We start from the raw sequence: 20,243 nt of genomic DNA, 5'->3' as shown, positions 1-20,243 counted from the left end.
CCATCTCGATGCAGATGCATCGATCGGACTCGCTGCCCCACCGCGGACCCCGAGCCCTTCACCGTCGAAGACCTCAGGAGGCCTCCCACCATGCCCGAAACCACCACCGGCACCACCCGCTTCGCCGACCGCGTCGTCCTCATCACCGGCGGCGGCTCCGGCCTCGGCCGCGCGACCGCCGTCCGCCTGGCCGCCGAGGGCGCTGCGCTCTCCCTGGTCGACGTCTCCGAGCAGGGACTCGAGGCGACGAAGACCGCCGTGCTCGAATCCACCCCGGACGCGCAGGTCCTGACGACCGTCGCCGACGTGTCCGACGAGGCCCAGGTCGACGCCTACGTCACCGCCACGACCGAGCGCTTCGGCCGCATTGACGGCTTCTTCAACAACGCCGGCATCGAGGGCAAGCAGAACCCCACCGAGTCCTTCACCGCCGCCGAGTTCGACAAGGTCGTGTCGATCAACCTCCGCGGCGTGTTCCTCGGCCTCGAGAAGGTGCTCAAGGTCATGCGCGAGCAGGGTTCCGGCATGGTCGTGAACACCGCGAGCGTCGGCGGCATCCGCGGCATCGGCAACCAGTCCGGGTACGCGGCCGCCAAGCACGGCGTCGTCGGCCTCACCCGCAACTCGGCCGTCGAGTACGGCCGCTACGGCATCCGCATCAACGCCATCGCCCCCGGTGCCATCTGGACGCCCATGGTCGAGAACTCGATGAAGCAGCTCGATGCGGAGAACCCCCGCAAGGCCGCCGAGGAGTTCATCCAGGTCAACCCGACGAAGCGCTACGGCGAGGCCCCCGAGATCGCCGCCGTCGTCGCCTTCCTGCTGTCCGACGACGCGTCCTACGTCAACGCGACGGTCGTCCCGATCGACGGCGGGCAGTCGGCCGCGTACTGAGACCGTCACCTCTGACGCCCGGCCCACGTCCGCGTGCGCCGGGCTTCGGCCTGGAGGCGCGGCTCGGCCCCGCCATGTCCGCCGACCGTGACAGCATGGCTGGCGTGAGTACCGATCAGACCAACGGGTCAGCCTTCGGCCGAGGCGTCGACAAGGCCCCGCCGACCGCGGCCGCCGAACTGCGACGGAGGATGGCCGCCTCGCCCGCGGGCTTCCTGCGCAGCGCGGCGTGGGTCCCCTGGAAGCCAGCAGGCACTCCGGAGGCCGGCAGCGTCGCCCACGTCATGATCCGGGACAAGCCCTTCGTGCCCGTCTTCACCGACCCGGACGAACTCGCCGCTGGTCTGCCCGAGGCCGAGGGGCGTCCGGTGCCGATGTCCGAGCTCGTGTCCGCGCTCCCCGAGGAGTTCGGCATCGTGGTCGACCCCACGAGTGCGGCCGAGGCGAACTTCCTGCACGCCGATGTCCTCGCCCAGATGCGGGCGCAGATGCAGAGCGGCGTCCCGACCAGCGACGACTGACCCGCTCCGTCTCACCGTCCGCTCCGGGTGAGTGCGGGGCGTTTTCCGCCGGGTGACGGTTCTGGTTCACGATCCCCGGGGTTCGTGAACCAGAACCGTCACGCAGCGCTGACTCACCCAGCGTGCTCCGCGACGACCACCCAGGTCACGGACACCACGATCGCCATGACGGTCGCGGTGCCGACAGCGACCGCCCATCCCTGCGACCTCGTCCGTCGGATGACCTGCCCGAGGCCGAGGGCATCCGGTGCCGATGTCCGCGTGATCGTAGCGGTCTGCCACCTTCACTCCTGGCCAGCCCGTCAACCCAGTTCTGGGGATCGCTCATGTCAGCGGCGCCCATCAAGATGGGTCCGTCGTACTGAGCAGACGGGGGAACGACGATGCCGTTGGGCGGGCCAGGACCACGAGATTGGTCCCCTCCGGAGTACTCATCAGGACCCTCGCGAAGCGGTGCACGCCGGCTGCCGACGCTCCACGCACCCTCACCGCTGCTGAACGCGAAGCCACGCCGGCGCACGAGGCCCTGGGCGTTCGCGACCCTTGCGATGCTGCTCGGCTTCGGCAGCGTGGTCATCGCACTCGTCGAGCCGCAACAGTCCGGGATCCAGACGGGCTTCATCGTCTCGACGATCGGCATCTCGGCGATCGTCTTCGGCGTGCAGGCGATCAAGACAGCACGATGGGGCTCGGCCACTGCGCGGGCATTCGGTCGCGGAGGTGCGATCCTCGGCAGCGTCGGGACGGCGCTCATGGCGTACGCGGTCATCGGGTCTGCTCTGGCGGGTACCGGTGTCCACCTGCCAGCACTCTCGCTCCCCCTCGATGACCGGAGCGCTGCCGTCGGACCGGTTGCGGTCCCGCAACGCCCGGCCGTCGCTGTTCCGGTGGAGTCTGCTGTTCCGGGAGCTACGCCAGAACCTGCCTCGCCGCCAGCTCCGGCGACTGTCGAGACCGAGCGGTCGGCCGTCGCACAGAGCGCCGGCACACTCGCCTTCGTCATGGAGCAGAGGTTCGGCACCGGTCCGTACCCGTCGACTCTGTCCGTCGGGCTGACCGCGCCGGAGCGGATCCTCCTGCCCGACGGCACCGGGCTCGCTGCCGTTCCTGATGGCGCACGCCTCCTGTACTCCGTCGCCCCGGACGGCACGGCGTGGACCGTCACGATCATCGGAGCACAGTTCGGGGCGGTGGCGACATACAGCTCGACCATCGGCACCGTCGAGTCGGGCTGACTTCCCGCTGGTCAGCGGCGCGGTTCGACGAGCTCGATGAAGCGGGACAGCAGGGACAGGCCCGCGATCGACGGCGGCAGCCCCGTGGTCAGCGATGGCGAGTGCACGAGGTACGCCGCCCACTTCGCCCGCGAGATCGCCACGTTCAACCGGTTCGGCATGAGCAGGAAGTCGAGGCCGCGTGGGATGTCCGCTGCGCTCGATGCCGCGAGGGACACGATCGACACGACGGCCTCGCGACCCTGGAACAGGTCGACCGTGCCGACCTGGGTGCCGGTGAAGCCCGCGCGGTCGAGCTCCTGCCGGATCAGTGCCCCCTGCGCGTTGTACGGCGCCACCACGATGACGTCCTCGTCGGTCAGCGCCCGGGTGTCGGAACCGTCGGTCCAGGTGCGACCGACGACGTCGCCCACGAGCGCGACGACCCGGGCTGCCTCCTCAGCAGAGGACGTCGTGTTGCCCGCGTGCACGACCGGCACGGGGTGCACACCCGCGTCGATGCCGTCGAGGTGCCGCCCGGAGACCATCGAGGCGAGCTTTCCGTCGTACGACAGGGCGGAGACGGACTCGGTCAGGGCGGGCTCCATGCGGCGGGTGCGGGCCAGGAAGTACCCGAACTCCGGCGGCAGGACGTGTTGTCCGTCGGCGAGCCAGCCGAGTGCGGACTCGTCGACGGGCTCCGGGTGCGAGCCCTGTGACACCTGGGGCAGCTGCTGGGGGTCGCCGAGCAGCAGGAGCCGGGTCGCGGCGACCGACGACGCGATGGTCGGTGCGAGGGAGAACTGTCCGGCCTCGTCGACCACGAGCAGGTCGAGCGAACGGCGCTCGATCGTCGACTCGTTCGCGAACGTCCATGCCGTGCCACCGACGACACCGCCGGTACCCGAGGCCTCGGACGAGGACAGGAACGCGGCGACCGCGGCACCGTTCTTCACCGGGGTCCAGGCCGCGGCGTCGAGCTCGTCCTCGGTCGCGCCGGACTTCGGCACCTTCACGACCCGGTCCGCGGGGACACCGGCGTTCACGACCGAGGTCAGGAAGTTCTCCGACGTCGCGTGGGACTGCCCGACGACCCCGACGCGCCAGCCGTACTCGCGGACGAGCCGGGCGACGACGTTCGAGCCGACGTAGGTCTTGCCCGTGCCGGGAGGGCCCTGGACCGCCAGGTACGACCGGTCGAGGCCGAGCAGGGTCGACACGACGGCCGACACCGTGTCGTCGCCCTGCACCGGGACGATCGGGCCACGCGGGGGCACCCGGCGCAGCAGGTCGAGCGCCGGGTCGGGCAGCATCGCCGGCAGCTCGTCGAGCACGGCCTGGCCCCACCACGCGATCGCCTCGGGCTGCGGCTTCGCGCGGGGCGGTGCCGACGGGGCGAGGGCCACCGGGAACTCGTGGTGCGGTTCGCCACCGACGGGCAGTCCCTCTTTCACAAGGACCTCGACGGCATCGCCGTTGTCCCAGACGTCCACGATCACGGCGCGCGACGACGCGCCCTTCGACCCGGGGCCCGGTGAGGCGACCGATGGCGGAAGCGGGTCGTCGTAGACCAGGTGGGGCGTGCCTCCAGGCCGGAGCCGCGAGCCGGGCGCGAGCGTCCCCGACAACCGGAGTTCCCGCGACTGCGAGCGGGCGCGCGGCAGCGTGTCCCAGTCGCGCTCGACGGATGCACGCTCCACGACCAGGACGTCACGCGTGTCGGCCCAGTCGTCGACCGGGTTCCGCAGGCGGTCGAAGTGGTCCTGCCAGAAGGTCTTGGCCTCGCGGCGGTGGTAGTCGATCGCGGCCGCGGCGAGCGCCAACGCGGTCTGGTCCGGGGTGCGGTCGAGGGCGTCGACGTCCTCGAGCTGCGCGGCGAGCGCGACGTACACCGGGTTCGGCTCGCGCTCGACCGGGATCGGTGGGACCTCGAGCTCGAGCGCGGGGTCGGCCGCGTCGGGGTCGTCGGTGCGCAGCGAGCGGAGCCAGTCGCGCAGGCGCAGGGTCGAGCGGCAGTCGTAGGCGTTGTAGTCGGCGACCTGGTCGAGCATCCGCTGCCCCTCGGCCGCGTCGCCGTTCCGGAGCTCCTCGATCGCGTCGACGTAGGCGGTGATGCTGTCCGCGGCGTTCGTGACGTCGCTCTCGCGCAGGTCCGAGCCCATGTACAGCGGTTCGAGCTTCTTGATCGAGTAGCTGTGGCTGCCGACGACCAGGGCCTTCCGGACGATCGGGTACAGATCGACCAGGACCCCGGCGCGCAGCAGGTCGTCGACGGCCTCTTCACCCACCCCGTGCCGGGCGGCGAGCGACAGCAGGTGCGTCCGCTCGTAGGCCGCGTAGTGGTAGATGTGCATGCCCGGGTACTGCTGCCGCCGGGCCTCGATGAACGCGAGGAACTGCTCCAGCGCAACTCGCTCGTCGCGGATGGTGTGCGCCCAGAACGCGGTGAACTCGGCGCGGTCGTCGACCAGGCCGAACAGGTAGTCGAGGCCCCAGTGCACGCCGTCCTCGGTGTGCAGCGGGTCGCCTTCGAAGTCGAAGAACACGTCGCCCGGGTCGGGTGCCGGGATCGCGTCGAGCGCACGGGCGTCGAGGACCTCGAAGCGCGGCTTGACGGGCTGGTCCGGCCCGTCGGCGCCCTTCCGTCGGGCGTCTTCCGACTCGATCTGGAGGCTCGCCTGCCGTACCAGCCGATCCTGCGTCGCGCGGGACAAGCCCGGTACTGCCCGGGTGCGGATCGCCAGGTCGTCGATCGTCCGCACCTCGTGCTTGATCAGCTTCGCCCGCTGGTCCAGGCGCATGCCGGCGACGAGGACGAGGTCGCGGTGCTCGGCGACCTGTGTGGAGCAGACGGCGCATCGGCCACAGGAGGAGTAGCGCGGGTCGCCCCACCGCAGCGGTTCGTCTGCCGCGATGCGCTCGGCGATGACCCGCTGGAGTTCGGCGCGCTGCGTGCGGTACACCGGCGCGATGTCGGCGAGGTCGTGCGTGGTCGTCGTCCGGTCGCCGAGCACCAGGTGCACCTGCTCACCGGTGGGAATCCCGTGCGCCTGCATCTGCTCGGCATAGGCGGCGAGCTGGAGCAGGGCGCTGATCTTGGCGTGGCGGGCGAGCTTGGTGTCGTAGACCTCGTACTCGCCGTGGTCGTTGCGGATGATGAAGTCCGCGAAGCCGATGAAGCCGGGGGCGTCGGCGGTCGGTGCTGCGTGGAAGGTCGGCTGGTAGAGCACGTCGGCACCGTCGGCGAAGGCCTGTCGTGCTTCGGATGCGGCGCGTACGTAGTCCGGCGGGGCGGGGCGGTCGAACTCGACGACCTTGCGGGTCTGCTTGAGGATGTCGAGGTAGTCGAGCTCGTGCTGGTCCCCCAGCCGAGCCGTGCGCTCGAGCATGTCGTCGTGCACGTCGGGCAGGGCTTCCCCGCGACCGAGCTTGGCGTCGAGGCGGCGGAGGAACGCCCACTCGCAGGCCGACCACGTGCTCAGGTCACTCGGGCTGAGCAGCACGTGCCCGTCGACGCCGATCTGCATGCGCTCCCCCTTGCTCTCCGGTGCCCTGAAAGCCTAGGGGTGGGCGCCGACACCGGCTGCTCTGGCTGTCAGCTGCCGACCGGCACGAACCGGGGCCCGTCGTACCCGTCGCGCGTGACGTGCGCGGTGAAGTCGGCGAGCGAGCGGACCCAGTGCCCGCGTTCGCCGTAGAGCGCCTGGTACACGACCACGGGCTCCTCGGTCTCCACGTCACGGGCGACCAGCACCACCTCGTAGTCGTTCCCCTTGAAGTGCCGGTACCGCCCAGGTGTCACGTCGAAGCTCACACTCTCGATCGTAGGCAGGCGAGCCGTCCGCTGCCGACGCGAGAAACGTATGCCTGTTCAAGGCGAAGGTGTCCCCACACTGGCGGGACGCTCGCCTGCCGGCGGAACGACGCGACGGCTGCGCCGGGCCGCCTGACCGCCCGGCCCCGTCACGAACGGACACGTGCTTCCGTGCGGACAGCACCACGACGTACGGTCGCACCATGACCGTCATCGTGGCCGTCGCCGTGCTGGCGGGGGTTCTTGCCCTCGCCACCGTCCTCGGGCTGCTCCTCCGCTCCAGGACCGGCCGCGCGAAGCCCAGCACGACCTCAGCCGCTGGCACCGCCAGCACCGTCGCCGACCTCGCCCCGCCGACAGCCTTCGGCACGCGCGCCACCCTCCTCCAGTTCTCCACCCCGACCTGTGCCCGCTGCCCCGCGACCGCCCGGCACCTGGACTCCGTCGCAGCCCGACACGACGGTGTCTCCCGACTGGAGATCGACCTCGCCGAGCACCCCGGACTGGCGAGCCGCTTCAACGTCCTGCAGACCCCCACGGTCCTGCTCGTCGACGGTTCCGGGACCGTCCGCACCCGCTTCGGAGGCCCACCCCGCCCACCCGAGCTCGCCGCAGCCCTCGACGCCGTCCTGACCGCAGGAACCGCAGGCACCACAGGCACCGCAGACACGACCGGCACCCAGGAGTCCCGATGACCACGACGACCGACCCCACACGCGGCATCGACCCGCGCTCCCCACGCTTCGGCGCCGCCATCACCACGGTGCTCCTCGCCGCGACGATCGTCCTCACGCTCATCCCCGAGACGTGGATCGCCGGCATCGTGCTGCTCGCGGTCATCGTCGCGCTGTTCGCCGTCGGAGGCATCGCCGGCATCCGCCGCCACCCCTACGGCGCACTCTTCCGACGGGTCGTCCGTCCACGCCTCGCCCCGCCCGCCGAACTCGAGGCCCCGGAACCCCCGACCTTCGCCCAGCAGGTCGGCCTGTTCGTGACCGCGGTCGCCCTACTCCTCGCACTGCTCGGCGTGCCGTACGCCGCCCCGATCGGTGCCGCAGTCGCCCTGGTGGCCGCGTTCCTCAACGCTGTCTTCGACGTCTGCATCGGCTGCCTGCTCTACGTGTGGCTGGTCCGGGCGGGCGTCTTCCGTCCGCGGCGCGGCGTCGCCTGACGGCGTCCGGCCTGGAGGCCCGCCCCACCTCGACCGCACCGCCAGCGGCCGACGGGTGCTCGGCTCCAGAACACGGCTCTGCCCCGCCCCGTAGGGTGAGCGGGTGGGGGAAGACGAACGAATCATCCGGCGTGCCTGGCGTCGTACCGCCCTGGTCGTGTCGATCGCCGCGGTCGCGGGGGCAGTTGCGGGTTGGGCAACCTCGCGGGACGAGGGCGGTTGGACCGTCGCCCTGGCGATCTGCACGTGCGTCGCCGTGCTCGTCGGCATGGCCGGGATGCTCTCGTTGCTCCCCGCCACGGCACGCGCGTCGTCGATAATCACGCAGGCGACCGAGGACCTGACGAGAGACCGTCGCAAGATCATCAAGGGTGCCATCCGCTCGGGCGTTCCGCTCGCGGACGACGCAGGCCCGGAGCTGCAGCATCGCGCGCTCACCGTCGCCCGCGGGACCGCCGCGTTCAACGGGCTGATCCTCGTCCAGAACCTCCTGCTGTTCGCAGGAGCCGCAGCTCCCCAGTTCGCCCGGGTCGTCACCGGCGATGGCAACGCGATCATCAGCCGGATCTTCCTCGCGCTCTTCGTCATCGAAATGGTGTTCGTCGCGCCGTTGCTGGTCGTCCGAGGCCGCCGAGCGCGGCGCTACGCGGATGCCGCCACCGCCGACAACGAACGCCGCACCGACACTCCGGTCGCCGTCGCATGACCACCGCGACGGAGACACCAGAGACACCCGAGACGATCGCCCGCCGAGCCTGGCGCCGGACGGCCTGGATCATCCTGGCCGGCGGAATCGTCGGCCTGATGGTGGGCGTCGTGGTCGTCATCCTGCTCGGAGACGCGCGCCGAGGCCCGGGATGGCCCATCGTGGTGGTCGGGTGCACGGTGGCGGTCGGAGGACTCGCGGGGGCGTTCTCGCTCGTCGCCACCACACTCCGGCTGACTCCGCAGATGCAGGCGCCCCTCGAAGGGCTCTCGCGCTTCGGCCGGAAGACCCTCGCGCAGGCGATCGCGAAGCAAGCCCCGATCGAACCGGCCGATTCTGACCTCGCACGACGGGCGGTCGACATCGCCCGTCTCCGCGCCGCCTACCAGCCGATCGCCCTCGGTCAGTTCCTGCTGCTCTGCCTCGGCATCGTCGGTCCGCAGCTCCCGAACCTCGTCGGCGACGACCCCTTCTCTGCCGTCTTCAGTCGGATCCTCTGCGGCACGCTCCTCGTTGCGGCCGTCGTCTTCACGCCACTCTTCCTCCACCAGTCCCGGAGCTGCCGGCGCTACGTGCAGGCGGCCACCGAGGCAGCCGCCCGCCAGCGCTGACTCAGTAGGCCTGCCGCACCCGCGACACCGACAGCCGCAGAGCGGGCTCGTACGAGGAGCCGTTGAGCGCCGTGATCGTCCAGTGGTACCGGTCAGGCCGGGTCATCACGCCCCAGTCGCTCCGTCCGCACTTGTTCACCTTCGACCCCATGCTCTTGTCCGGCAACAGGCCGCGCTCGTCGTAGAGCCGGACGGTGGCGGATCGGAATCCGCTCGCGTTCCCCGAGATCCGGCAGCTCGCGAACGTCGTGGCAGTCCGCACCTTGTCCTTGTGCGAGTCCTGCCAGCTCCTCGAGTTCTTGCCGATCGCGACACCGGTCAGCTTCGACGACCAGGAACCCTCGGCGAACGCCGGCGCTGCCGCGAACACCGTGGCGGCCACGACTCCCCCTGCGACGGTTGCCGCGAGACGACGACTGAGATTGACCATTGCACTTCCCCCTTGAGGTAATGGCCCGGGCTGTCCGAGCCGAGTGCACGCTACTGTACGGTGAAACACCAGTACAAGGTTTCAAGGGGGCGCAGTGGGCATACAGATCGACGAACTCACCTTCGGGTACCGGCGCGACCACACGGTGCTCTCCGGGTTGTCGACGGTGTTCCCGACCGGAGCGAGCGTCCTGCTCGGGCCGAACGGCGCTGGCAAGTCGACCCTGCTCGGGCTCGTCGCCGACACGCTCCGCCCCCGCGCCGGGACGATCAGCATCGAGGGACTGGGGGAACCGGGGACGCGCGGAAACCGCCGACGGTACCGCCGCGGCGTCGCATGGCTTCCGCAGCGGAGCGGCGCCTTCCCCGGCCTGACCGCTCGAGAGCACGTCGCCTACTGCGGCTGGCTGAAGGGCCTGTCGCGCGCCGACGCCTGGGCTCGCTCGACGGCCGCCCTGGCCGCCGTCGATCTCACCACCCGAGCCGACGCACGAGCGACCTCGTTGTCGGGCGGCCAGATCCGGCGGCTCGGCGTTGCCGGCGCGCTGGTGTCCGGCGCGCAGTGGATCCTGCTCGACGAACCGACGGCCGGACTCGATCCGGCGCAGCGCGCGCGGTTCGCTCGGGTGATCCAGAACCTGCCGACGGAAGTGTCCGTCGTCGTCTCGACACACCAGACCGAGGACGTCGCCACGACCTACGACCACGTGACCGTCCTCGTCGACGGCCGGGTGCCGTTCGCTGGTTCGGTCGCGTCGTTCACCGAGCCGTTCGCAGACCTCTCGCCCACCGAGGCGATCACCGCTTCGTACGCGCGGTTCACGAGTGAGGACGACTGATGCGCCCGATTATCCCGTGGCGCAGCCGAGCCGCAGTGTGGCTCCTCGCTCCTGGGCTGCTCGGCGTCGTCGCCTACAGCGTGCAGTTCGCAGCTGAGACGACCGTCGCCGGCTACTGGCCCGCGGCGATGGCCGGCTCCGCGATCTACCTGGTGTTCTCGTGCGGCGTCGCGGCCACGGCCGGCGCCTGGGAAGGGAAGCGCTTCCGGGCCGCAGCGCCGGTGATCGAGTCCAGCAGCCGATCCAGCGCAGCAGTCGTCACCGATCACCTGTGGACACCACTGGCCGCCGGGCTGTTGCTCCAGCTCGTCGCGGTCGCACTCATGAGTCGGGACACCTGGGGCGCTCCCGGTGGCCCGTCGCCCCTCGTCGGCCTGGCCTTCGCGGGGATCCTGTTCTTCCACAGCTGCATCGGATTCGCACTGGGGCGGTGGGTCCCGCCGGTGGCGTCCATCCCGCTGAGTCTGCTCGTCTCGTACAGCTGGCTCGGCTTCACCTGGTCCGTGGACTACTTCCCACTCCGGTACCTCGCCGGTCTCGTGATGGCGGACTGCTGCTCGGTCGAGACCGCGCTCGACGTCCGGGCACCGGTCATCGCGACGGCGTTCAGTGTGCTCGCCGGGTGCAGCTTGCTCGTCATCACGGTCGCTCGACGCTCGAGCGGCAACAGCGTCCACCGGTTCGGTGTCCCGATAGGCGCGAGCTCGTTCGCCGTGATCACCCTCGTCGCACTGACCGCCGGCTCCGTCCTCGGCGCGGCACCGATCGTCGACCGCCCGCAAGCGCAGGCGATCTGCAGCGGCGCGGCGCCGACGATCTGCCTCTTCCCGGAGCAACGCGACAGCGACGACTCGCAGTCGGTGATCCGGAAGGCCGTGGAGAACATCGGCCGCTCGGGCATCACGGTGCCGTCGACCATCCGCGCGAGCAACGCGCCGTCGACACCCGACGTCCTGAACATGATCGTCCAGGTCCGGATGACCGACGCCGACCTGCTCCACAGCATCACCACCTCCTTGCTCGGCGACGCCGAGGTGGCGTACTGCGGCACCGAGGAGGACGATGCCGAACGCCTCAACGATGCCGCTGTTGCCAACCGATAGCTCATCGACGTCGCCGCCGAGGGCATCGTGAACGCCGACCACGTGGAACCCGCCCTCGAGCTGGATGACCCCGACGTTCTGCGAGCCCTCCGTCGTGCTCCGGCCCCCGCTCAGGCCGCGTGGGTCACGGCGACGATCGACCGCCTGACGGATTGCTCGGTCGGCCACATCCCGGTGCCGTCCTCGTGATCTGGTGGCTGCGTGTCCACCGCACCCTGCCGTTGCTCGGACTCACGACCGCCCTGACGGTGCTCTCGATCACGCTCGGCCCGATCGGCATGCTCTTCCCCTCGTTCGGCGGCGGCGCACCGTTCGCACTGATCCCCGTCGCGGCCGTGCTCCCGTTGGTGATCGCCATCGCGACGAGCGCTTCGATCACCCGCGCACCGTTCCCCGCGCCCACTCGGCGGACGGACCTGCTCGAGCTGGCCACCGTCATCGCCGTGGTCGCGCTGGTGACCGCCACCGCGAGCATCGGCCTCGCGGTCGGCGCCGCACCCGAGGCCGCGGTCGCGACCGCCCGGAACACGATCGCGTTCTGCGCACTCGCACTGGTCAGCCGAGCGGTACTCGGCGACCGGTACCAGTCCGTGCCGGGCGTGCTCTACCTGTTCGTCGCAGCGCTGTTCGGTCGCGGGACCCCGGACCAACCAGCCGGATGGGCCGGAGTCGTGTCGACGAACACCGACCCGGCGTCGTGGGCGTTCGTCCTCCCCCTGGTGATCGCCGCCATCGTCAGTCCGCTGGCACACCGGTCGAGCACAACGACGTAACACGCAATTTACTTTCAGCACTGGCGCTCGCCAACGAAAGAGGCTTTCATGGCGGGATGACGATCACCGAGCGGCCCGAGCGATCCGAGCGGTCCGAGCGCGCCGATGCCTTCGCCCTCGTCCGGACCCAGTCGGCGAGCATGCCGTCGAGCATGCGCGCCATCGCCGACGCCGTCCTCGAGGACCCGGCAGCCGCGGCCACCACCAACGCCACCGACCTCGCCGGCCGGGCCGGGGTCTCCCCTGCCACGGTCTCCCGCTTCGCCCAGCACCTGGGCTTCGCGAACTTCGCAGCCCTGCAGCGCAGCATGACCCGAGCAGTCGAACGTGGGATCCACGAGCGTGAGTCGACCGAGATCCACGCCGGTGTCGCGGTCGACGACGACGTCGCCACCGTCATCGCGAAGGTCACCGAGGACGTCCGCGCGGTGATGGCCGACACCCGCGCCGCACTCGACCCGCACGCGCTCGACGAATCAGCACGAAAACTCGCCAACGCCCGCCGCGTCGTCCTGTACGGCGTCGGCGCGAGCGGCATCGTCGCCCGAGACCTGCACCTCAAGCTCGAGCGCATCGGCATCGTGAGCTCGATCGCCGACGACCCACACAACGCCCTGACCCTGGCGAGCGTCATCGGCGAACACGACGTCCTGGTGCTCGTCAGCCACTCGGGCTCCACCGTCGAGACCCTCGAGGTCGCCCACGCCGCCCGAGCCCAGCACGCCACGATCGTCGCGATCACCGGCCACGCCGCCGCCCCGCTCGCCACCACCGCCGACCACGTCCTGCTCGGGGTCGCCGGTGCCGAGAGTGCCCTGCGCCCCGCGGCCATGGGCAGCCGGATGAGTCAGCTCGCCATCGTCGACACCCTGTTCATCGTCGTCGCGCAGCGCACCGACGAGCGCTCCCAGCCGCTCCTCGCCCGCAGCCGCGACGCCGTCCGCACCCACCACCGGAACTGAGCACCACCATGGACCAGACGCACGAACCCCACGACGCCCTCCGCGACGAACTCGCCGCCCTCACCACCGAGGCGACCGACCACTCGCTGGACGACATCGACACGATCTCCACGCTGGAAGCTGCCCAGCGCATGAACGCCGGAGACCGCAGCGTGCCTGCGGCACTGGAGCCGTGCCTCCCGGCCATCGCCCTGGCGGCAGACTCGATCGCCGCAGCGTTCGCGCGCGGCGGCCGGCTCGTCTACGTCGGCGCCGGCACGCCGGGCCGGCTCGGCGTCCTCGACGCCAGCGAGTGCCCGCCCACCTTCGGCACCGACCCGAGCCAGGTGGTCGGCGTGATCGCCGGCGGCGATCCCGCCCTGACCACCGCGGTGGAGGGCGCGGAGGACGACGAAGCAGCCGCCGTCCGCGACCTCGACGCGCTCGGTCTGACGGCCGACGACGTGGTCGTCGGGATCAGCGCGTCCGGCAGGACTCCCTACGTCATCGCGGCCATCCTGGAGGCCCGGCGCCGCTCCGCCCTGTCGGTCTCCGTCGCGTGCAACCCCGACTCGGCCGCGGGGCGGGAGGCCGACATCGCCATCGACGTCGTCGTCGGCCCCGAGTTCATCGCCGGGTCGACCCGCCTGAAGGCGGGCACCGCGCAGAAGCTCGTCCTGAACATGCTCACCACGCTCGCGATGGTGCGCAGTCACAAGACGTACGGCAACCGCATGGTCGACGTGCGGGCGACGAACGCGAAGCTCGTCGCCCGGGCGTTCTCGCTCGTGCAGGACGTCACCGGTGCTCCCCCCGCCGAGGTCCAGGCAGCGCTCGAAGCCTCGGACGGCGAGGTGAAGACCGCCATCGCCGTGATCCTGACCGGCGCCTCGGCTGCCGATGCCCGCGAGCGCCTCGATGCTGCTGCTGGCTCGTTGCGCGCCGTGCTGTAGAGCTCGTTCCCCTTTTCCGTTTCCTTTCCCCCGAGGAGCACAGCAATGCCCGATGCACAGCAACTCGCCCAGCAGATCCTCGACGCCGTCGGCGGTTCCGCGAACATCGCCGACGTCGAGAACTGCATGACCCGCCTGCGGGTCGAGGTCGTGTCCGACTCCTCCGTCGCGCTCGACGACCTGAAGGCCACTGACGGCGTCATGGCCGCCATCGCGGCCGGCTCGAACCTGCAGATCGTGCTCGGCCCGGGTCTCGTCGACCGCGTGGCCGACGGCCTGGAGGCCCTACGCGCGGCCGCCCCGCCGGCTGCGGCTGGTGGGCCTGGTGCGTCGCCTGACGAGCTCGCTGCTCGCGGTGCGTCCATCAAGGCGACCGCGCGGTCCCGTTCCGACGGGCGCACGATGCGCGCGATCCGGAAGATCTCTGCGATCTTCATCCCCCTCATCCCCGCGCTGATCGCCTGCGGGCTGATCGCCGGGATCAACGGCATCCTGACGAACCTGGGGTGGGTGCCTGCGCTGACGCCGTTCCTCGGCGTGCTCTCGTCCGGCTTCCTGTCGCTGCTCGCCGTGTTCGTCGGGATGAACGCCGCGAAGGAGTTCGGCGGCACGCCCATTCTCGGTGGTGCGGTCGGCGGCATCATCGTCGCGGCCGGTGTCGCGAACGTCACGGTGTTCGGCGAGACCCTGGCTCCCGGGCAGGGCGGTGTGCTCGGCGCGCTGGCCGGTGGCATCCTCGCCGCCTACGTCGAGCGCTTCATGCGCCGGGTCACGCCGGACGTCATCGCGCTCATCGTCGTGCCGACCGTGACCGTGCTCGTCGCCGGCTCGATCACCCTAGGCGTGCTCATGTCCGTCGCCGGTGTCGTCTCGGTCGCGATCGGTACTGCTGCGACCTGGCTGCTGGCGAACGGTGGCGCCTTCGCCGGCTTCGTGCTCGGAGGGTTCTTCCTGCCGTTCGTCATGACCGGCATGCACCAGGGACTCATCCCGATCCACACCACCCTGATCGACCAGACCGGGTGGACCGTGCTGCTGCCCGTGCTGGCGATGGGTGGTGCCGGGCAGATCGGCGCGTGCATCGCGCTGTGGGTGCGGTTCCGGTCGAACGCATCGCTGGTGCGGACCATCCGCGGGGCGCTCCCGGCCGGGTTCCTCGGTGTCGGCGAGCCCCTGATCTACGGCGTGACGCTCCCCCTCGGGCGGCCCTTCATCACCGCGTGCATCGGCGGGGCGTTCGGCGGCGGGGTCGTCGGGCTGTTCGACCAGCTCGGGCACTCCGTCGGGGCGATCGCCATCGGGGCCTCGGACCTGTCGCTCATCCCGCTGCTGAACGGGTCGTCCGGGTACGGGTGGGCGTTGCTCGGGTACGGGTCGGGGCTCGTGGTGGCGTACGTCGTGGGGTTCGTGGCAACGCTGCTGTTCGGGGTCTCCGACTCGGTGCGGGCCGACCTCGAGGCGCAGTCGTCTGCACCATCCGGCGACCCCGTCGCTCCGGACGCGCCGCTCGACGTGCAGGTCACGCCGGCTGACTCCGCGGGAGCTGCGCGCTGATGCGCCTGGGCGCGAGCGCGTACCTGGCGCACGGTCCGCTGGCTGGCCCGACCTTCGAGGCCGCCGCGGCCGCAGGTGCGACGCTCGCGTTCACCTCTTTGCACGTCCCGGAAGACTCTCCTGCGGGAGCCCGGGCAGCTGCGACCGCGATCGTGTCGGCTGCTGCATCCTCGGGACTGTCGGTCGTGGCCGATGTCTCCCCCAACACCGCTCGGCTGCTCGGTGATTCGCCGTGGGACTTCCTGCGGTCGATCGGAGTGGCTCGGGCGCGGATCGACTTCAGGTTCTCGGTACCTGAGATCCGCGGTTCGTTGATGGGGGTTGGTAATGGGCCAGACACCCGCGCCAGAAGCACCCATCGATGAAAACGGCGACTTTCGCTCGCGTAAAGACGATCTCGGCCGTGCGTCGGGGCAGGAAGGGTTAGTTTCCCCGGTAGTGCAGGCCCGCCGCATGCAGGATCCGCGGGGCGGCGAGTTCCGGTTTGGTGTCACGGCCCTTGTTGGCCTGTATCGAACGGCGTGTGCCGTCCGTCGTCGCCCAAGACAGCCTTTCTCCACGCGTAACTCGTGGATTTTTCCGAAGTCAGTCGGCGTCGATGATTTGCCCGTAGTCGACATCGGAACGCTTCGCACGGAACCCGACCCGGCTCAGCGACTGTGTCGATGTCGGCATTACGATCGAGAAGAGAGTCGCCACATCCGTCGCGTCGACAGCCCCCGTGATTTCGGACGTCTTCCGGCTGAGGGCCGAGCCGTCAGGTCCGATCACGTCGTCGGCGAAAGTGAAAAGGATCGCTCCGCGCCCCTTCTCTCGTCGCAACGTGTTGGCTTCCGGTCCGGTGGGCCCTTCCTTGGATGCCCCGGCGATGAACTCGACGGCGTGACGCTGGCGAGCGGAGCTTCCGGAGAATCCGCGGCGGTCATCACGCCTCGCGCGCTGGAGGATCTGGACGTCTCGTCCCGTGACGTCGTGGAGCTGCTCACCGTCAATCGACAGCTCGGGAAAGACGAGGGCAAAATCGTCGAGCTGTCCGGCCTCGACGGCTCGTTCGATGAAAAGGACGGTGGGCTTGAACGAGTAGCCGTCCGCCCAGGTGAACCTGTCGAGCACGTCCGCGACTTCGGCCGCGGGGAGGATTGCCACCCGGGCCTTGTAGCTGCCCCCCAAGTCCGTCAGGAGGTCCACCGTTTGGCCCCGCTCGTCGAGCCACGGGGTGACCAGTTCGAAGTGGCGGGCGTTGGCTGCTCCGGTTCCTCTCTTGGCCTGCATGGGGAAGTCCCGGGTCTTCCCGGGGCTTCCCTCGATAGCGAGTTCGGCGTTGTACATCTTGTTGCCAGAGGTCGGCCGAAGCCACGGGAGCTGCTGGAACACGAGAGGCGGGACGTCGATCGGTCGCATCGCCGGTCGCCCGGTTTCAGGGTCCACCTCTGAGAACTCGTCGAGCTGCTCGCGGAATGCTTCCTCGTCCTGCACCATCGCGGTGAAGGCCTCATAGAGGTCGTAGCTCTTGCCTCGAGAGTCCGTGACGTCACGCGCGATGTACAGCCGAACGAGGTCGCGGTAGCCGGGCCGGTAGCCGAACCAGCGACCCATCTGCATGAAGGTGTCCGCGGCCATGGCGCGGCGCTTGAAGTAGGTGATGGTGAGGCCCTCGACTGTGAAGCCACGGCTGAGCTTGGTGCCGCCGACCATGACACGCCAGTAGTGCTTGGTCGTGAAGTCCATCTCGTTGTAGTCGCTCTCCTTGGAGCCGTTGACGACGACTACGGGGTTGTTGTCCGACATGACCTTGGCTACAGCTTCACCGATGTACTCGGCGAGGTCGTCGAACGCCAGAGGGAGCCGGAGGCCCCAGCCACCGCGCGCCCGGTGCACTGGGGCGAAGTCGGTCTCGTACAGCTCGCGAAGGCGGGCCTTCGCCTCGGGCGAGCGATAGGCAGCTTCCGCCCACACTTGTCGGATGAGCGTCGCCAGAGTGCTGTGAGCAGCCTGCGTCACGTCCTCGTGCACGAGCATCGTGTGGTGCCGGAATTTGAGGTCCGGATCCTGCGTCTGCCGCCACAGTTTGATCGCGCCAGTGAGAACGAAGGCGTCGAGAGCCTGCCGAATCTCGGTGACCTCGGCCGCTGTTCCCGGTGCGGCGACGAGATCACGCACGTGCGCCTCCTCGTTGGAGTTCGCAGCGGTCGCCTCCTCGCCAGGCTGCAGGGGTTCGAGGTCGTGAAACCTCGTGCCGCCCATGTAATCAGCGGAGGCCTTAAGCCTCACGATGAAATCGCGCGGGAAGACGTCGATCTCGTCATCCGGCTCGACGAACACGTTGGCGAACGGGGTTGCCGTGTAGCCCACGTACTGCGCCCGCGGCATGGTGTCCAGAATGTCCGAGATCAGCTTGTTGATCGCGGTCCTGTCCTTCTCCTCGTCAGTGCGCCGGGTCTTCTTCGTGTTGTTCTTGGTGTTAACCGAGGCCTGATCCGCCTCGTCGTCGATCAGGAGCACGGGGATCTCGTCGAGGCGCGTCCTGACGTTCTTCAGATCGGTGAGGAGCTTGGTGAGCACGGACTTGTTCTTCTTCACCACGGCGATGCGCACATTGGTGCCGAACAGGTTGTCGGGGTGGTTCACAGGCTTGCTCATATCGGCGAGCTCGGCCGCCGAGCGGAAGTCGAGCGTGTCCAGACCTTGCTTCAACGCCTTGTAGTCGCCGCTGGCCGTGGTCAGGCGTTTGATTGAGGGGATGTCCCGGCGCGCGTTGAGATCGATGCCGTGCCGGAGGAATTTGCCGGCGAGCCAGTCCGTGTCGCCGTTGCCGGCGTAGTCGACGTCGCGGACGGCATTGACGTCGTTCTTGTCGTGGCCGCCGAGGATGTTCTCCTCGCCGATCAGCTCCATGTCCAGGCGCCGTTGCGTCTGCCCGCGCAGGAGCTCGATCGTGCCTGTCAGCACGATGACGAGCCGGTAGCCGGCGTCGATGGACTTCGCGATCATGCCGGTGAAGTTCGCAGTCTTGCCGCTCTGCACGTAGCCGACGACGAGGCCGCGCGAAGAATAGGCCTCTTCGGCGGCGGGGTCTGCGAGCCGACTGACGATCTTCGAAGCAGACGCGTCGACCTCGGCAATCGCCTCGGGCTTCCACTTCTTGCCTTCGAGGACGCCCTTGTACGCCTTCCAGTAGAAGTCACGTTCCTGGCGGGCCGTCGTGTACCAGGGGTCCCACCGGTCGCTCGTGATGACGGAGTCGACGAGCGCCTGGCTCGGGAACACCTCATTGAGGCGGGTGCGGGCGGCACCGCCCAACTTGAGCAGGTCGTAGACCCGCTGGCGTCGGGCGGAGGAGCCGATCGTGGCGCCGTCCGGCCACTCGACTCCCTCCGCCACGTCCCATTGAGCCAGCGCGATATGTGCCGCGTACCGCGCGGGGTCGTTTACGCCGGCCTCGACTATGAAGGAGACCACCGTGGCCTCATCGACGGCGTCGTGGCCAGCTTCCTCGACGTCCAGATTCACGCGTGGGAGCAGCGCCTTCGGCCCCGTCTTCTCCATTGCGTTGAATGCGGACTGGATCGCACTCGCGAGCGTGACCGTTTCGACGGTGCTCATTCCTCTCCCTCGCAGAAGCCGTTCAACGGTGCGGGTGCATCGGTGAAGGGAAAATCGGTGACGTCAAGGCGATACGAGACGCTACCCACATGCACCGGCTGAGGCACAACTTCGTCCAGGCGCGGGCGCGTGATCGCAGGGAAGAGTTCGTCGACGAGAAAGGCCCTCGGGCGGCTGCGGTACTGGAAACGCAGGGTGTAGAGGTCGCGCGCCTCGTCCTGCCAGCCAGCCGATTCGAGGCGGTCGTCAAGGGCACGGGCGCTATGGTCAACGCGCGAACGCACCTCGTCGACGAGCTGCGGAAGGGTGAAGCCGTCCTGGCCGTGCCCCGCGAGGGTGAGCTGGATGGAGATTAGGTGAAGCGGGCGGCCGGGCGAGGGCATCAACTGAGTCTCGGAGCCGATCACGTGCACACGCGCCTCGGACCTGGTGGTCTTCACCTCCGCCTCGAAGTCCTCGAAGCCGAAGTCGTGCTCCCCGGACTCGGGCCCCAACCAGGTGGCGATGGCGGCGTCCTCGCCGATCACGTCAATCACGTGCCGCAGCAGGAGCAGTTCGCCGAGGAGGCCGGCCTCCTTCTCGTCCGTCAGGCGGCGGCGCCTGGTGAGGAGGTCTTTCAGCGCCTCGAGGGTCTCGGACAGCGCGTGGCGCGGCGTCGCCCCGTACTGCATCTGGTCGACGACGGATTCCGCGAGCGTGTACGCCTCGTACCGCATGCCTGCTGCGTCGATGTCGATGCGAAACCACTCCCTCGAATGGCCGGCCAAGATCGTCTTGGCGACAGTGATCCGCTCAAAGGCAGAAACGTCAGGCGCCTCACCTCGCGCCGGCACGTGCAGGCTGATTCGCTGAGCCTGGGGGTCGATGTCGAGAAAGGCGTCGATCTTCGCGCTCAATCGGAAACGAGCTGGCGCCGCCGCCCGAAAGTACACGTCCACTGTCTCCGGCGTCAGATGCTGAACAACATCCTCGGTAGCACCGCCGACCATACATCCCCCTTGTTCGTCCGCCGTGCGACTTCTGCGTCCCGATGCGTCGCGCAAGTAGCGAGCACACCATGGCAGCGCACCCGCAGAGCTTAACCGTGTCAAGGGGACTGTCTGCTCCCCCCCGTTTT

19 protein-coding genes are annotated in these 20,243 nt (G+C 69.4%); 14 read left to right on the top strand and 5 right to left on the bottom strand.

Translation table 11 applies throughout. The features are described from left to right. Window positions 1-90: 90 nt before the first annotated feature. From HP445_RS14020 to HP445_RS14010, 3 genes are all read left to right on the top strand, one after another. Window positions 91-894, top strand: a complete 804-nt coding sequence (locus tag HP445_RS14020) for an SDR family oxidoreductase (RefSeq protein ID WP_128779634.1) — start codon at window positions 91-93, stop codon at window positions 892-894. Window positions 895-989: 95 nt separating this feature from the next. Next, the gene (locus tag HP445_RS14015; protein WP_164941082.1) at window positions 990-1,415 is read left to right on the top strand and encodes an SseB family protein; all 426 of its coding nucleotides are present in this window, start codon (window positions 990-992) and stop codon (window positions 1,413-1,415) included. A 548-nt stretch (window positions 1,416-1,963) separates the two neighbouring features. Then, window positions 1,964-2,650, top strand: a complete 687-nt coding sequence (locus HP445_RS14010; RefSeq protein ID WP_128779632.1) for a hypothetical protein — start codon at window positions 1,964-1,966, stop codon at window positions 2,648-2,650. An 11-nt stretch (window positions 2,651-2,661) separates the two neighbouring features. On the opposite strand, the gene HP445_RS14005 is transcribed toward HP445_RS14010, so the two are convergent. Together HP445_RS14005 and HP445_RS14000 are read right to left on the bottom strand one after the other, a co-directional pair. After that, window positions 2,662-6,156 carry a TM0106 family RecB-like putative nuclease gene (locus HP445_RS14005; RefSeq protein ID WP_128779631.1) on the bottom strand — a complete coding sequence of 1,165 codons (3,495 nt, stop codon included), beginning with the start codon at window positions 6,154-6,156 and terminating at the stop codon, window positions 2,662-2,664. A gap of 68 nt (window positions 6,157-6,224) precedes the next feature. After that, window positions 6,225-6,443, bottom strand: coding sequence for a DUF1653 domain-containing protein (locus tag HP445_RS14000; RefSeq protein ID WP_241660336.1), 219 nt, complete (start codon window positions 6,441-6,443; stop codon window positions 6,225-6,227). A gap of 203 nt (window positions 6,444-6,646) precedes the next feature. Here HP445_RS14000 and HP445_RS13995 point away from each other — a divergent pair, with 203 nt between their 5' ends. The 4 genes from HP445_RS13995 to HP445_RS13980 all read left to right on the top strand — a co-directional run bounded on the left by HP445_RS13995 (window position 6,647) and on the right by HP445_RS13980 (window position 8,931). Then, entirely contained in the window at window positions 6,647-7,138 is a 492-nt protein-coding gene (locus tag HP445_RS13995; RefSeq protein ID WP_128779630.1) for a TlpA family protein disulfide reductase, read from the top strand. Then, on the top strand, window positions 7,135-7,614 hold the full coding sequence (locus HP445_RS13990; protein ID WP_128779629.1) for a DUF4395 domain-containing protein: 480 nt from the start codon (window positions 7,135-7,137) through the stop codon (window positions 7,612-7,614). The genes HP445_RS13995 and HP445_RS13990 overlap by 4 nt, the downstream gene beginning before the upstream one ends. Before the next feature lie 103 nt (window positions 7,615-7,717). After that, complete coding sequence (locus HP445_RS13985; protein WP_128779628.1) at window positions 7,718-8,320, top strand: hypothetical protein; 603 nt, start codon at window positions 7,718-7,720, stop codon at window positions 8,318-8,320. Further along, window positions 8,317-8,931, top strand: a complete 615-nt coding sequence (locus HP445_RS13980) for a hypothetical protein (RefSeq protein ID WP_128779627.1) — start codon at window positions 8,317-8,319, stop codon at window positions 8,929-8,931. Before HP445_RS13985 ends, HP445_RS13980 begins: the two co-directional genes overlap by 4 nt. A gap of 1 nt (window position 8,932) precedes the next feature. On the opposite strand, the gene HP445_RS13975 is transcribed toward HP445_RS13980, so the two are convergent. Next, entirely contained in the window at window positions 8,933-9,361 is a 429-nt protein-coding gene (locus HP445_RS13975; protein WP_128779626.1) for a hypothetical protein, read from the bottom strand. 94 nt (window positions 9,362-9,455) lie between these two features. Between HP445_RS13975 and HP445_RS13970 the strand changes: the two genes are divergently transcribed. From HP445_RS13970 to HP445_RS19315, 7 genes are all read left to right on the top strand, one after another. Next, on the top strand, window positions 9,456-10,199 hold the full coding sequence (locus HP445_RS13970; RefSeq protein ID WP_206647582.1) for an ATP-binding cassette domain-containing protein: 744 nt from the start codon (window positions 9,456-9,458) through the stop codon (window positions 10,197-10,199). Further along, window positions 10,199-11,302, top strand: coding sequence for a DUF7224 domain-containing protein (locus tag HP445_RS13965; RefSeq protein ID WP_128779625.1), 1,104 nt, complete (start codon window positions 10,199-10,201; stop codon window positions 11,300-11,302). Before HP445_RS13970 ends, HP445_RS13965 begins: the two co-directional genes overlap by 1 nt. A 185-nt stretch (window positions 11,303-11,487) precedes the next feature. Beyond that, window positions 11,488-12,075 carry a hypothetical protein gene (locus tag HP445_RS13960; RefSeq protein ID WP_128779624.1) on the top strand — a complete coding sequence of 196 codons (588 nt, stop codon included), beginning with the start codon at window positions 11,488-11,490 and terminating at the stop codon, window positions 12,073-12,075. Window positions 12,076-12,131: 56 nt separating this feature from the next. After that, window positions 12,132-13,037, top strand: a complete 906-nt coding sequence (locus tag HP445_RS13955; protein ID WP_164941081.1) for a MurR/RpiR family transcriptional regulator — start codon at window positions 12,132-12,134, stop codon at window positions 13,035-13,037. Between the two features lie 8 nt (window positions 13,038-13,045). Continuing rightward, on the top strand, window positions 13,046-13,969 hold the full coding sequence (murQ, locus tag HP445_RS13950; RefSeq protein ID WP_128779622.1) for an N-acetylmuramic acid 6-phosphate etherase: 924 nt from the start codon (window positions 13,046-13,048) through the stop codon (window positions 13,967-13,969). Window positions 13,970-14,014: 45 nt separating this feature from the next. Beyond that, a complete protein-coding gene (locus HP445_RS13945; RefSeq protein ID WP_128779621.1) occupies window positions 14,015-15,523 on the top strand; it encodes a PTS transporter subunit EIIC in 1,509 nt (502 codons plus the stop codon). Beyond that, window positions 15,523-15,888: a MupG family TIM beta-alpha barrel fold protein gene (locus tag HP445_RS19315; RefSeq protein ID WP_128779620.1), complete on the top strand. Its 366-nt coding sequence runs from the start codon at window positions 15,523-15,525 to the stop codon at window positions 15,886-15,888. Before HP445_RS13945 ends, HP445_RS19315 begins: the two co-directional genes overlap by 1 nt. 220 nt (window positions 15,889-16,108) lie before the next feature. On the opposite strand, the gene HP445_RS13930 is transcribed toward HP445_RS19315, so the two are convergent. After that, window positions 16,109-19,126 (bottom strand): Z1 domain-containing protein, encoded by a 3,018-nt coding sequence (locus HP445_RS13930; protein ID WP_128779619.1) that lies wholly within the window; start codon window positions 19,124-19,126, stop codon window positions 16,109-16,111. Then, window positions 19,123-20,115, bottom strand: coding sequence for a PD-(D/E)XK motif protein (locus HP445_RS13925; RefSeq protein WP_164941080.1), 993 nt, complete (start codon window positions 20,113-20,115; stop codon window positions 19,123-19,125). Before HP445_RS13925 ends, HP445_RS13930 begins: the two co-directional genes overlap by 4 nt. Window positions 20,116-20,243 lie beyond the last annotated feature (128 nt).

Source organism: Curtobacterium flaccumfaciens (genome assembly GCF_013359815.1).
GTDB classification, from domain to species: domain Bacteria; phylum Actinomycetota; class Actinomycetes; order Actinomycetales; family Microbacteriaceae; genus Curtobacterium; species Curtobacterium flaccumfaciens.
This window is presented reverse-complemented; position numbering and strand designations above follow the sequence as displayed.